We start from the raw sequence: 12,612 nt of genomic DNA, 5'->3' as shown, positions 1-12,612 counted from the left end.
GCTCGCGACTGGATTACAGCTTCGATCGCCCGCTCCCGTTCAAAAGACCCATGCCGACCTTCACCCCGCATCAGGATGCCGCGCTGAAAGCCGTCGCCGATTGGCTGAAGGCGAAACCGGGCCGTGCCGGCACGCCGCAGGTCTTTCGTCTGTTCGGCTTTGCCGGAACCGGCAAGACCACGCTGGCGCGTCATATCGCTGAAGGGGTCGACGGCGAGGTGAAATTCGCGGCCTTCACCGGCAAGGCCGCGCTGGTGATGCGCAACAAGGGCTGCGAAGGCGCCTCCACCATTCACTCGCTGATCTATCGCGCGCGCGAAAGCGGCGAGGAGCAGCCGAGCTTCGAGCTCTGGGACGATGCGCCGGCCTCCAAAGCAAGGCTGATCGTGATCGACGAATGCTCCATGGTCGACGCCGATCTGGGCCGGGATCTGTTATCGTTCGATTGTCCGCTGCTCGTGCTCGGAGACCCCGCGCAATTGCCGCCGATACAGGGCGGCGGCTTCTTCACGGATGCCGAGCCGGACGCCATGTTGACCGAGGTGCATCGCCAGGCGCAGGACGATCCGATCGTGCGGATGTCGATGGATGTGCGCGAGGGCCGCTCGCTCGAATTCGGCAGCTTTGGCGACAGCGAGGTGGTGTCACGCAAGGAGCTCGATCCCGAGCGGGTGATGGAAGCCGACCAGGTGCTGGTCGGGCGCAACAACACGCGCCGCGCGTACAACATGCGGATGCGGCAGCGCCAGAACATCGAAGACAAGTTTCCCGTAGCCGGCGACAAGCTGGTCTGCCTGCGCAACAACCGCAAGAAGGGGCTGTTCAATGGCGGGCTGTGGCGGGTGAAGTCGCGCACGACACCGCGCGCGACCTCCAAGATCCTGACCATGCGGGTGATGCCGGACGAAGAGTTCGGCCACAAGGTGACGAAAGTCTCGGTGCGCCAGGATTGCTTCGAGGGCGGCATCGAGACAATCCCGTGGGAGCAGCGCAAGCCCTATGACGAGTTCGATTACGGCTATGTGCTCACCGTGCACAAGTCACAGGGCTCGCAGTGGAACGACGTGGTGCTGTTCGACGAGAGTTTTGCCTTCCAGGACAGCCGCGCGCGCTGGCTCTATACGGGGATCACGCGGGCGGCCAAGCGGCTGAGCGTGGTGGTGTGACGCGCACCGTCATTCCCGGGCGCGTGTTAGCGCGAAGCTTAGGCGCAATTGCGCGGCGGGGACTCTCGGGATTCTCGGATGTGCAATTGCACATCCGAGTTCGGTGCTTACGCACCGCCCCAGAATGACAGCAGCAGGAATTCGAAGCTCCTCCGTTCACGCAGTCGTGTCCGCGCCCCTGTAACGAGACGCCTCCGGCCTCGTATTTTGGCTGACTGGGGAGCCAGTCGGCGGTTGTGAGAGCCACGGGCTCGGCTAAACTGCCGACGGATCCTCAAACCTTGGCCCTAAGAGGATACGCCATGCGGACAAGCTCATTCACTCGTCTTTCGCTTTGCGGCGCGATCGGCGCGCTGGCGATCACCGCCTTCGTCCTCTCCCCTGCGCTTGCCGCTGAAGACGCGGTGGTGATTCCCGCCCCCGCGACCGACTTGCCGGCCTCCGAGGGCGTTCAGAGCGTCGTGCTGTCGGGCGGCTGCTTCTGGGGCGTGCAGGGCGTGTTCCAGCACACCAAGGGCGTGGTCAGCGCGGTCTCCGGCTATGCCGGCGGCAGCAAGGCGAATGCCCAGTATGACTTGGTCTCGACCGGCACGACCGGGCATGCCGAATCGGTCCAGGTCAAGTACGACCCGAGAGAGATCTCCTATGGCAAGATCCTGCAGATATTCTTCTCGGTCGTGCATGATCCGACCCAGCTCAACCGCCAGGGCCCGGACACTGGCAGCCAATATCGTTCGGCAATCTTCACCACCACGGATGCGCAGAAGAAGGTGGCCGAGGCCTATATCGCCCAGCTCGATGCCGCCAAGGTCTATCCAAAGCCCATCGTGACCAAGATCGGAGCGCTGCAGGGTTTCTATCCGGCCGAGGCGTATCACCAGGACTACCTGACACTGCACCCGAACCAGCCCTATATCGCCTATAACGACTTACCGAAGATCGAGAACCTGAAGAGGATCTTTGCCGAGAACTATCAGGAGAAGCCCACGCTGGTGCGCAGCGTTTCCAACTAGCTCTCGCCGAACGGGCTCCCAACCATCACCCCCCCCCCGCGCAAACGGCTTTGCCGTTTGTCGCGGAAGGTACCGTCACGTAGCGGCCTCGTAGGGCGACGGCCCGGGTGGTTGCAGCGGGGCGTTCATCCTTCGAGACGGCGCTCACGCGCCTCCTCAGGATCACGGGTTGGCGGATGGCGCTCGCTTCGACTTGTTTAGATCAGGAGATTCCATGTCCGACACCAAAACCTCAGAAAAAATCATCAAGAGCGAAGAGCAATGGCGGCGCGAGCTGACGCCGATGCAGTACGCGGTGCTGCGCGAGAAGGCGACCGAGCGGCCGTTTTCGGGTGAATATGAGCATGAACATCGACCGGGCACCTATATCTGCGCCGGTTGCGGCCAGACGCTGTTCGAATCCGACGCCAAGTTCGATTCCGGCTGCGGCTGGCCGAGCTTTACTCAGCCCGCTGCCGAGAGCCATGTCGACGAGGAAACCGATTACAGTCACGGCATGGTCCGCACCGAAGTGCTGTGCTCGAAGTGCAGCGGGCATCTCGGCCATGTCTTCAATGACGGCCCTGGCCCGACCGGCCTGCGTTACTGCATTAATTCAGCCGCGCTGAAATTGAAGCCGCGCTAATCGCGCGGCCACCACCTTTACCTTCACCTCTCGCCACTCGAGAGGTGAAGTCGGATCGCGCGGCGAGACGAAATCCCAGACAGCCTTCCCGTCTTCGGTTCCGCTTGGAACCGCGTGCGGGAATGTGCTTTGCTGCCACAATTCGCTGGGCGCGCACGGCGGACGAGCGGATTCGGTCGCCGGACGGGAGGGCCCGATGTCCCTTGGATTGATCCTGATCATCTTGGTCGTCATCTACCTGGTCGGTGGCATCAGCGGCCGCTTTGGCGGGTATGGCTATGGCATGGGTCATTCCGGAATTGGGCTCGGCACGGTTGTTTTGGTCGTGCTTGTCGCCCTGTTGTTGCTGGGCAAGCTATAATCCCGGCTAAGATACTGACATTTCCTGCACATTTCTGATCCAGGTCACCGGAGTGCGATTCATTTCTTGGTCTTTCTGGATTCGCAATTCTGTCAAGAAAGCCTATATTAGGAGCCGAAACGACACGCGCGGTGCGCCGCTGGTCGCGGCTTGACCGCCATTCATCCCCAACCGCTCCGAGCGCCAAAAAGATCAAGAGGTCCTCGACCATGCGTCCTATGCGTCCGTTCAACTTCAACACCGCCGCCGAACTTTTTCCCGCTGCGATCCGCAAGAAGAAACGGGCTGGCTTCACCTATCGTCGCTTCGGCACCGCGGCAGAAGCTGTTCGCTTTGCGATGGAGGAATTGCCGGCGGATTCGTTGAACGGTGCCTACCTGCAGGTCGAGGAAGCGCGCTTCGACCAGAGCGGCATCCGCTCGCTCTATGAGAGCGACGCATTCCCGCTGCCGCGCCGCAAGCGTGCTGCCGCCTCCGCCGACGGCGACAAGGACGCCGCGTAAGAGCAACCAGTTTGCACCACGCCCTCGGACTGATGTCCGGGGGCGTTTTTCTTTTGGGGCCCTGTCATCTCTGCATCACCGCCACCCCCCCGCGCAAACGGCTTTGCCTTTGTCGCTGACGCCGCTGCGCGGCTTCTCACGATGACGGGACAAAATCGGCGCTAGTCTAACGCCTCAATGAGGCTGCCGCTCGAGCCAGCGGCGCAGCAGCCGCGCATTGCGCATATTGGCGCGGAACAGCACGTCGAAGGCATCGCCGGCCACCGGGACGGTACCGACCACGCCCTGGATGGCGACATTGCCCAGCATCCGCGCGGTGATGTGCCAGGGCGCGCCCAGCGCTCGCGCCTCGCGCACCAGCCATAGCGATAGCGCGGTCGCGATGATATCGCCGACCACCGGGATCAGGCCGATGATGCCGTCGATGCCGTAGCGGACCTTGGTCCCGGGCAGGATGAAGGCGACGTCGAGCAGCTTTGCGATCGCCTCCAGCCGCGCCAGGCGCTGCTCACGCGACAAATTGCCGAACGGATTGGCGGTCGAGAAATCGAACCGGAACTCGCGAAATCCGTCGCGCAGCGATTCCGGCGGAATCTCCTGTCCCTCCTGGTCGATGATCGGGCCGCGCGCCTCGGCTTCCGTGAAGGTTGCGCGCGAGGTCCGCTGCGATGTCCCATGGCGTCGGGCATGAATGTCACGGTCGTGGATGGTCATGGAATTGTAACGCATTGCTGTTGCCGGGGTTGCCTACCGGAGCGCGCGCAAGCTGCTGACATTGGGGGCATGATCCGGAAAAGTGGAAACCGGTTTTCCGAAAAGATCATGCTCAAACAAAGAGATGAGATCATGATCCGATTCCGTCTAATCGGATCATGATCTACTCACGCGGAAGCGACCGCTTCTTGATCATCGGCAAATTTATAGGCCAGCGCGGACGAGATCGTCGCGGGAATGAAACCGACCAGGCCATACATGATGAACTGCAGCAGGCCGGAGTCGGGACCGCGCGAGCCGTACATCAATTCCGCGGCCACAAAGCCGATCAAGCCCACGAGAAGCACGCGCAGAGCCGGTCTGATCCGCTTGACGTGCCAGAGAATGTCGTCGACTGCACCCAGCATCAGCGACGGCAGGATACCGAACAGGTAACTGAATTGCAGCGACTTGAAGAACACCGCGATGAGCTTGCCCACCTCGGCGTAACCTGCCTGATGCAGGTAGCCGGACATCAGCGTGGTGGTCAGCAAAAGCCAGAACCCGCCGAAGAACGGACCGACCAACGCGAAGATCACATAGCGCTTCATGCTCGCCTCTGGCGCCTCTCATAGCCGGACGGCGCGAAGCGTTGACCTCGCGCTCACTCTCCCCATGCCGCAAAGGCATCATTGAAGGCGCGCTCGCCGGGCGGGCCTTTTTCGATCGCGATGATGGCGCGGCGCTGGTTGGTGTAGACCAGCGGCACGTCGAACCAGGAGCGCTCCTTCAAGAGCTGGACATTGCGCGAGCGGTCGGCATCGACATTGGACAGGCCGACCAGGAAGAAGCCGTCGGTGACCTTCACCGCAAGGCCCGCGAGCGGCGTGCCGCGCGCCTGCTCATTGGACTTCATCAGAATGCCGGGCACATTGGAAACGCCGCCGCCCGAAAAGTCCGGCGGCAGGATGAAGGTGAGCTCGGCCGTGTGGCTCGCCGGCAAGGACGAATCGGTGTTGCGGCGGAACGACATCGTCATCTTGAACTTGCGGTCGGGTACTTCGATGTCCGCGCGCACGGCGAGGTCGCCGGGCTGACTGCCGGACGCCTTGATCGGCTCGGTGCGCCAGACCACCGTGCCGACATATTGCTTGCCCTTGGGATCGGACGGATCCTCGTCATAGAGCACGACGCGCTGCGCCACCGGCGCAACCGCCTGCTCAGTTGAAGGCTGACCGACGCGATCGGTGATCTTCGGCTTGACCGCCGGCGCGGAGGTGTCCTTCGCCGTTTCGGCGGTTTGCGTGGGGGAGGACTTCAGCAGCCCGCTCACCATGGTCACCGCGGACTTGCCCCACAGGATTCCCGCGCCGACCAGGATCAGCACGATGCCGATGGCGATCGCCGTCTTGAACGGGAACATGGAGCCGGCGCGGACGCGCTTTGGTTCTGCGTCGGCGCCGCCACGCGCGCGCGCGGGCCCGTAGCGATCAGCGTCCTCCGCCGACTCGTCATAGGGATAGGGAGGCTCCTCTTCGCCGCCGCGATCGTCCATGCTGGGCTCGATGCGGTCGAACTCCGATGAGGGCGAGGGCACGTTGGCGTAGGTCTTACGCGCGGCGCGGCTGGCCTGCGCGGCGGCGCGGCCGAGATCATCGACGTCGGCGGTGATATCGCGGAAACCGCGCACGCCCGGCTGGTTGGCGCCGTTGTCGGCGCCACGGCGCGGTGCTGCGCCCGCCCGCTCTCGCAGCGGCTGCACTTGAGCATCTGGCGATGGCGGTTGCGACCGGCCGGGAATCGGCGGTGGCGGCGGCGCCTCGGCGCGTCCGCTGCGGGGCCGCTGCTGGTCTGGCGCCCCGGCGCGCTCCTCTAGCCCGAGCGGCGGCCGGTCGTTGCGCGCCGACGGCGGCGGTGGCGCGGCCGGACGCGGCCGTGCCGCGTTTGGCGCGCCTGGCGCGGGTGCGCCGGCTTGCGGCACCTCCGCGGCGGAGCGCCCGTTGCTACGGCGCGATGGATCGGCGGGACGCGAGGTGACGCCGCGCGCCGCATCGCGGGCACGCTGGGCGGCCTCGGACTCCACCTTGCGCACCGCCTCTTCCAGCGACAGCCGCTCGCGGGTGATCTCCGATTCGCTGAGCGGCGGCTCAACGCTGCGTAGCTGCGCGATCAGGGCGGCGCGGGCCCGCTCGTATAGCGCGCGACGGCTCTCGCCGGGGGCATTGGGGTCCAATCCGGCAACGGCACGGGCGATGAGCGGGTAATAGTCAGCCATTTTCGTTAACTATGCGCACGTCCCGGAAATAGCTCGTTAAGCCTCAAATGGATTCTGTACCAAGATAGTATCTTCGCGTTCGGGGCTGGTGGAAAGCAGGGCGATCGGGCAACCCACCAATTCCTCGACCCGCCGCACATATTTGATCGCCTGTGCCGGCAGATCCGCCCAGGAACGCGCCTTGGCGGTCGGCTGCTTCCAGCCCTCGATGGTCTCGTAGATCGGCACCACACGGGCCTGCGCGCCCTCGCCCGCCGGCAGGTGGTCGATCTCCTTGCCATCCAGTTTATACCCGGTACAGACCTCGATGGTGTCGAAGCCGTCGAGAATGTCGAGCTTTGTGAGTGCCAGCCCGTTGATGCCGCAGGTCAGCACGGTCTGGCGTACCAGCACGGCATCGAACCAGCCGGTGCGTCGCTTGCGGCCGGTATTGACGCCGAACTCGCGGCCCCTGCGGCCGATCTCTTCACCGATCTCATTCGTGAGCTCGGTCGGAAACGGCCCCTGGCCGACCCGGGTCGTGTAGGCCTTGCAGATCCCGAGGACGTAGCCGACCCCGCCCGGGCCCATGCCGGTTCCGGTCGCGGCCTGCGCCGCTACCGTATTGGACGAGGTGACATACGGGTAAGTGCCGTGGTCGACATCGAGCAGGGCGCCCTGTGCCCCCTCGAACAGGATGCGCTTGCCGGCGCGCCGCTCGGTATCCAGCAGCCGCCAGACCGTCTCGGCATAGGGCAGGAGCTTGGGCGCCATCGCGCTCAGTTCGCGCAGGATGTTCTTGCCGTCGAACTCGGGCAAATTCAGCCCGCGCCGCAGCGCATTGTGATGGGCGAGCAGACGGTCGATCTTGTGCGGCAGCGTATCGAGATCGGCGAGATCCATCAGCCGGATCGCGCGGCGGCCGACCTTGTCCTCATAGGCCGGGCCGATACCACGGCGCGTGGTGCCGATCGCGGTTCCCGTATTGGAGGATTCGCGAAGCGCATCGAGCTCACGGTGCAGCGGCAGGATGAGGGTCACGTTCTCGGCAATCCGCAGATTATCCGGGCTCACCGCCACGCCCTGGCCTCTCAGCTTTTCGACCTCGTCGAGGAAAGCCTGCGGATCGAACACCACGCCGTTGCCGATCACGGCCAGCTTCTGGGGCCGCAGCACGCCGGAGGGCAACAGCGCGAGCTTGTAGGTTTCGCCGTTGATGACCAGCGTGTGCCCGGCATTGTGGCCGCCCTGGAAGCGCACAACGATGTCGGCTTGTTCCGACAACCAATCGACGATCTTGCCCTTCCCTTCGTCGCCCCACTGGGCGCCGACGACGACAACATTGGTCATTCGCGGACTATTCCTTCTAAAACCATCGCTCACACAAGCACGGTCGCTTTTCGGAAAAAACGGTCCCTACCCATCTTTCCAGATCATGCCCGTGATCATGCCCCCTGCCCAATCGGCGGCTTGCGGCGCCGCTTCGCTTAAGGGTGCAGACATCCGGATAAAGGAAGCAGGCAGGCGACGCAAGCAAGAAGGGGCTCTGGCGACCCTCGGCCTCGCTCCCAAGCCTTTGATATCCCCCTAAAAATTTGTGTCCGAAACATGGCAATAGCCGTGACGTCCAGGGGCAATCGGGGCTCGCGGCCTTGGCCCGATCAGCTTTCATCGCTGCCATCCCTCGGATGGTCGGACCGGCAGCTCGCCCGCGCCGCGCGCCGTGACGCGGTGGGCGCGCATGTGACAGTTCTGTTTCGGCTCGCGCGCCGAATGAGGATCGCGCCCGGCGTCAGTAAGCGTGGGCGCTTCTTCCGATTCGCTCCATTCGTCCCCGCGCATGATGCGGCCGTCGCATCGCGAGCAGTCGCAGCCGCATGCAAAGCACTCCGCGCAACTCTCTGCATGGTCGCGATGCGACAGGCGCCATTGCCGCCAGTCGAGAATCCGTGTCTTTAGGCGAGCCGGGTCATGCTCCGGCCGGGCAGCCGATGCCGGGCCGGCGGCCGCGGCATCATGACGTGTCTTGAAGTCCAAGGCTCACCCGCTTCGATGTCTGTCTCCGAGCGAACCTCGCGCGCCGCCCCGTCGCATTCCTGGCTTGCCAACCAGCCTTATCTCTTGCTCAGCATCACCGCGCTGTGCTGGGCCGGCAACGCCATTGTCGGCCGGCTCGCGGCCGGACACATTCCGCCGGTGACGCTGTCGTTCCTGCGCTGGTGGTTCGCCTTCCTGCTGATCCTTCCCTTTGCCCGGAAGCACCTGGTGCGCGACTGGCCCGCCATCCGCGCCAAGCTTCCGGTGATGATCATTCTCTCCGTCACCGGCATCGGCGCCTTCAACACCATGCAATATTGGGCGCTGGAATACACCCAGGCGCTGAACACGTTGCTCTTGCAATCGGCCGGCCCGCTGATCGTCGCGGTGTGGTCGCTCGTCCTGCTCGGCGCGCGGTTGACGCTCGCGCAGGCCGCGGGCGTGCTGCTCTCGATGATCGGCGTGCTGGTGATCCTGCTGCGCGGCGATCTCACCGCGATTGCCAACATCCAATTGAACAAGGGCGATGTGATCTTCATCATCGCGCTGGTGATCTTCGGTTTCTATTCGGTCCTGACCCTGAAGCGTCCGGCGATTCACGGCCTGTCGTTCGTGGCCTTTACGTTTGGCTGCGGCGCGCTCTGCCTCATCCCCTTGCTGATCTGGGAATTGGCCTCGCGCGCGCCCATGGCGCTCAACATGGCCAACTTGCTGTCAGTGCTCTATGTCGCCGTGTTTCCCTCGACGCTTGCCTATCTCTGCTTCAACCGCGGTATTGAGCTGATCGGCGCCAACCGCGCCGCGCCTTTCTTTCACGTCGTACCGGTGTTCGGCTCGGTGATGGCGATCGTTTTCCTCGGCGAACACCCGCAGCCCTTCCATGTCGTGGGCTTTGCGCTGGTCTTGACCGGCGTGTTCGTGGCCTCGCGCAGGCAGCACAAATAGCGCCACATTGCCCGCCGAAGCCAAATCACATTCACCGCTGAGCTGGCTCAACAACCAGCCCTATCTCCTGCTCAGCCTGACCTCGCTGTTTTGGGCCGGCAACATCGTGCTTGCACGCTATGTCGCGGGCCACGTTCCGCCGCTGACGCTGTCCTGCATCCGCTGGATCGGCGTCTTCCTGATCCTGCTGCCGTTCGCCAAGCCGCATTTGCGGCGCGACTGGCCTGCCCTGCGCAAGAACCTGCCCTTGATGCTGCTGTTGTCGGCGACCGGCTTTGCCTTCAACAACGCGGTTTCCTACTGGGCCATGCAGTATACGCAGGCGTTGAACGCCTTGTTGATCCAGTCCGCCGGGCCATTATTCGTCGCGTTGTGGTCGCTGCTCCTGTTCGGCGTTCGCCTGACCAGGGCGCAACTCGCCGGCATCGTCATCTCGCTGCTCGGCGTGATCACCATCATCCTGCGCGGCGATTTTTCCGCGCTTGCAAGCATTCGCCTCAACAAGGGCGATGTGATGTTCGCAAGCTCGCTGTTCGCCTTCGGCCTCTATTCGGCGCTGATGACGAAGCGACCGGTGACCCATCAATTGTCGCTGATCGCCTTCACCACCGGCTGCGGCGCCGCCATGTTGCTGCCGTTCGCGGTCTGGGAATCCTGGACCGGATCCGCTCTCACACTCGATGCGCTGACACTCGCCACCGTCGGCTATGTCGTGATCTTTCCCTCGACGCTGGCCTATCTCTTCTTCAATCGCGGCATTGCGCTGATCGGGCCGAACCGGGCCGCGCCGTTCTTTCACCTGATGCCAGTGTTCGGCTCGGCGATGGCGATCCTGCTGCTCGGCGAAAGCTTGCGGCTGTTTCACCTCATCGGCTACGCGCTGGTGCTCGCCGGCGTGATCATCGCATCCCGGCAGGGATCGGGCCGGCCGTAGCGCGGCACTCATCTCAACCCGTCGTGCCTGCGCAAACGGCTCACGCCATTTGCGCGGAGGTGACGGTGATGTTGGGAATCCGCTGCAGGCGAAACAGTCCAGCTTAAGCGGCGCGGACCTTGGCGAGGAAGCCATCGACCGCGCTGCGCAGCATGCCCGATTGGTTGTCGAGCTCGCGGGCGTTGGCGAGCACGTCGGAGGCCGCCGTGCCGGTGGCGGCCGCCGCCGAAGTGACGCCGCCGATATGAGCGTTGATCTCGCTCGATCCCTCCGCGACCGACTGGATGTTGCGCGCGATCTCCCGCGTTGCGGCGCCCTGCTCCTCGATGGCCGCCGAAATGCTGACCGTGATCTCGTTCATCTGGGCGATGGTCTGGGTGATGCCGGTGATCGCATCGACGGCGTCGCTGGTCGACTGCTGCATGGCCGCGACCTGCGCTGAAATCTCTTCGGTCGCTTTCGCGGTCTGGTTCGCCAGCGCCTTGACCTCCGAGGCGACCACCGCAAAGCCGCGGCCGGATTCGCCGGCACGCGCCGCCTCGATGGTGGCGTTCAGCGCCAGCAGGTTGGTCTGCGCGGCGATCGAGTGGATCAGCTTGACCACCTCGCCGATCTTTTCCGCCCCGGTCGAGAGCACCTGCACGGTGGCATTGGTGCGCTCGGCATCGCCCACCGCCTTGCTGGCGATCTCGCTGGAGCGGGTGACCTGGCGGGAAATCTCGGCCACCGAGCTCGACAGCTCCTCCGCCGCGGCGGCCACCGTGCTGACATTGTTGGAGGCATTTTGCGAGGCCGCGCTCACCGTCGCGGCCCGCGCGCTGGCATCGCTTGCGGTCGAGGTCATCGATTGCGCGGTGCTCTGCATGCCCGTTGCGGCGCTCGAAACCGAACGGACGATGCCGTTGACGCTGCGCTCGAAGTCATTGGCGAGCTCTTCCATCGCCGCGCGCCGCTCGGCCGCCGCGCGCGAGCGCGTATCGGCTTCCGCCTCTTCCAGCTCGTGCACGCGCACCGCGTTGTCCTTGAAGATCTGCACGGTCGCGGCCATGGCGCCGACCTCGTCGCCGCGGCCGACGCCCGGAATGTCGCCATCGAGCTTGCCGTCGGCGAGCGCGCGCATCCGCGCACCCAGCAGATTGAGCGGACGACTGATGCTGCGGCCGATCAGCCAGGCGATGCTACCGCCAACCAGGGCAATGCCGAGAATGGACAGGCCGAGCAGCCAGGCGACCGGCGCCAGCTTGGCATCGAGATCGTCGAGATAGACCCCGGTGCCGACATACATATTCCAGCCGGGGATGGCGACCGCATAGCCCATCTTGCGGATCGGCTTCTGCTCACCCGGCTTCACATAGTCGTAAAAGAGCGTGTGCTCGCCCTTGGCCATGACGCCGTCGCGCCATTCCTTGCCGATATTCCTGCCATTGACGACGACGTCACCGCGGTTCTGGCCGATATCCTTCGGGTTCGGCGAGAGCACCGTGATGCCGTCGAAGGTCGTGCCGAACAGGTAGCCGCTGCCATTGTTGTAGGTCAGCGTGTTCGCGCGACGGCCAAATTCCGCGATCCCCTGCTCCTTGGTGAGCTTGCCGGCCTCGACGTCCTTCTGCAGGCCGAGCGCCAGGTTGCGCGCCATGTCGACGATCGAATGCATCTGCTCGACGCGTGCATTCAGCATTTCCTGCCGCACCAGATAGAGAGCCAGCGCGCCGGCAACGCAGAGGCCAAACAAGGTGAGCCCCACCAGAATACCTAGCTTGGGTGCGATCTTCAGATTGTTCAGCTTCACGGATATGCCCCCAGCAATTTTCGGCGCGTGGAAAAATTGAGTAGAAATTGAAAGATTTCGCTCACGATAGAGTGAAATCCCTTAGCGCTCAGTTACGCGCCGCTCCGTAGAAGTGCGGGTAAGTGTGAGATGGCCAAGCAAATTGCGAGTGTCAGGCGCACGCACGCATCCCCTCGGGATCGCGACTGCTGACGGCGATCCGTCGCGATCTTTCGCCCAGGCACCGCCGCTTGCCGCAATTTGCGGGACGCCATGCATCCGCAGAGCCTAGTCGAACCGCGTCCGGTCATGC

At 64.0% G+C, this 12,612-nt stretch carries 12 protein-coding genes; 7 read left to right on the top strand and 5 right to left on the bottom strand.

Annotated elements, in window-relative coordinates; translation table 11 throughout:
• Positions 1-50 precede the first annotated feature (50 nt).
• The 5 genes from F758_RS0101800 to F758_RS0101780 all read left to right on the top strand — a co-directional run bounded on the left by F758_RS0101800 (position 51) and on the right by F758_RS0101780 (position 3,668).
• Entirely contained in the window at positions 51-1,166 is a 1,116-nt protein-coding gene (locus tag F758_RS0101800; protein WP_024506239.1) for an ATP-dependent DNA helicase, read from the top strand.
• A gap of 302 nt (positions 1,167-1,468) precedes the next feature.
• Entirely contained in the window at positions 1,469-2,179 is a 711-nt protein-coding gene (gene msrA, locus F758_RS0101795; RefSeq protein WP_024506238.1) for a peptide-methionine (S)-S-oxide reductase MsrA, read from the top strand.
• A gap of 214 nt (positions 2,180-2,393) precedes the next feature.
• Positions 2,394-2,804 carry a peptide-methionine (R)-S-oxide reductase MsrB gene (gene msrB / locus F758_RS0101790; protein ID WP_024506237.1) on the top strand — a complete coding sequence of 137 codons (411 nt, stop codon included), beginning with the start codon at positions 2,394-2,396 and terminating at the stop codon, positions 2,802-2,804.
• Between the two features lie 196 nt (positions 2,805-3,000).
• Positions 3,001-3,165 carry a DUF3309 family protein gene (locus tag F758_RS43140; protein WP_084305040.1) on the top strand — a complete coding sequence of 55 codons (165 nt, stop codon included), beginning with the start codon at positions 3,001-3,003 and terminating at the stop codon, positions 3,163-3,165.
• A gap of 209 nt (positions 3,166-3,374) precedes the next feature.
• Positions 3,375-3,668 (top strand): hypothetical protein, encoded by a 294-nt coding sequence (locus F758_RS0101780; protein WP_024506236.1) that lies wholly within the window; start codon positions 3,375-3,377, stop codon positions 3,666-3,668.
• A 174-nt stretch (positions 3,669-3,842) separates the two neighbouring features.
• On the opposite strand, the gene F758_RS0101775 is transcribed toward F758_RS0101780, so the two are convergent.
• The 4 genes from F758_RS0101775 to F758_RS0101760 form a co-directional block, all read right to left on the bottom strand.
• Positions 3,843-4,382 carry a DUF4112 domain-containing protein gene (locus F758_RS0101775; protein ID WP_024506235.1) on the bottom strand — a complete coding sequence of 180 codons (540 nt, stop codon included), beginning with the start codon at positions 4,380-4,382 and terminating at the stop codon, positions 3,843-3,845.
• 167 nt (positions 4,383-4,549) lie between these two features.
• Positions 4,550-4,972, bottom strand: a complete 423-nt coding sequence (locus F758_RS0101770; protein WP_024506234.1) for a DUF5413 family protein — start codon at positions 4,970-4,972, stop codon at positions 4,550-4,552.
• 53 nt (positions 4,973-5,025) lie between these two features.
• On the bottom strand, positions 5,026-6,636 hold the full coding sequence (locus F758_RS0101765) for a hypothetical protein (protein WP_024506233.1): 1,611 nt from the start codon (positions 6,634-6,636) through the stop codon (positions 5,026-5,028).
• A gap of 36 nt (positions 6,637-6,672) precedes the next feature.
• Positions 6,673-7,965 (bottom strand): adenylosuccinate synthase, encoded by a 1,293-nt coding sequence (locus F758_RS0101760; protein WP_024506232.1) that lies wholly within the window; start codon positions 7,963-7,965, stop codon positions 6,673-6,675.
• Between the two features lie 702 nt (positions 7,966-8,667).
• Between F758_RS0101760 and F758_RS0101750 the strand changes: the two genes are divergently transcribed.
• Both F758_RS0101750 and F758_RS0101745 read left to right on the top strand, forming a co-directional pair.
• On the top strand, positions 8,668-9,597 hold the full coding sequence (locus tag F758_RS0101750; RefSeq protein ID WP_024506230.1) for a DMT family transporter: 930 nt from the start codon (positions 8,668-8,670) through the stop codon (positions 9,595-9,597).
• A gap of 7 nt (positions 9,598-9,604) precedes the next feature.
• Positions 9,605-10,531 (top strand): DMT family transporter, encoded by a 927-nt coding sequence (locus F758_RS0101745; protein WP_024506229.1) that lies wholly within the window; start codon positions 9,605-9,607, stop codon positions 10,529-10,531.
• Positions 10,532-10,634: 103 nt separating this feature from the next.
• Here the strand turns inward: F758_RS0101745 and F758_RS0101740 are convergent, their stop codons facing one another.
• Entirely contained in the window at positions 10,635-12,320 is a 1,686-nt protein-coding gene (locus tag F758_RS0101740) for a methyl-accepting chemotaxis protein (protein WP_024506228.1), read from the bottom strand.
• Positions 12,321-12,612 lie beyond the last annotated feature (292 nt).

The sequence above is a fragment of the Bradyrhizobium sp. ARR65 genome, assembly GCF_000472385.1.
Taxonomy (GTDB): Bacteria; Pseudomonadota; Alphaproteobacteria; order Rhizobiales; family Xanthobacteraceae; genus Bradyrhizobium.
Note: the sequence above shows the minus strand (reverse complement) of the source record. Positions and strands in the feature narration are given on the sequence as shown.

Bases quoted from the DNA above. Each gene is read 5' to 3' on its own strand.
- F758_RS0101800 (WP_024506239.1), top strand. From the start codon at position 51: ATGCCGACCTTCACCCCGCATCAGGATGCCGCGCTGAAAGCCGTCGCC.
- msrA (WP_024506238.1), top strand. From the start codon at position 1,469: ATGCGGACAAGCTCATTCACTCGTCTTTCGCTTTGCGGCGCGATCGGC.
- msrB (WP_024506237.1), top strand. From the start codon at position 2,394: ATGTCCGACACCAAAACCTCAGAAAAAATCATCAAGAGCGAAGAGCAA.
- F758_RS43140 (WP_084305040.1), top strand. From the start codon at position 3,001: ATGTCCCTTGGATTGATCCTGATCATCTTGGTCGTCATCTACCTGGTC.
- F758_RS0101780 (WP_024506236.1), top strand. From the start codon at position 3,375: ATGCGTCCTATGCGTCCGTTCAACTTCAACACCGCCGCCGAACTTTTT.
- F758_RS0101775 (WP_024506235.1), bottom strand. From the start codon at position 4,382: ATGACCATCCACGACCGTGACATTCATGCCCGACGCCATGGGACATCG.
- F758_RS0101770 (WP_024506234.1), bottom strand. From the start codon at position 4,972: ATGAAGCGCTATGTGATCTTCGCGTTGGTCGGTCCGTTCTTCGGCGGG.
- F758_RS0101765 (WP_024506233.1), bottom strand. From the start codon at position 6,636: ATGGCTGACTATTACCCGCTCATCGCCCGTGCCGTTGCCGGATTGGAC.
- F758_RS0101760 (WP_024506232.1), bottom strand. From the start codon at position 7,965: ATGACCAATGTTGTCGTCGTCGGCGCCCAGTGGGGCGACGAAGGGAAG.
- F758_RS0101750 (WP_024506230.1), top strand. From the start codon at position 8,668: ATGTCTGTCTCCGAGCGAACCTCGCGCGCCGCCCCGTCGCATTCCTGG.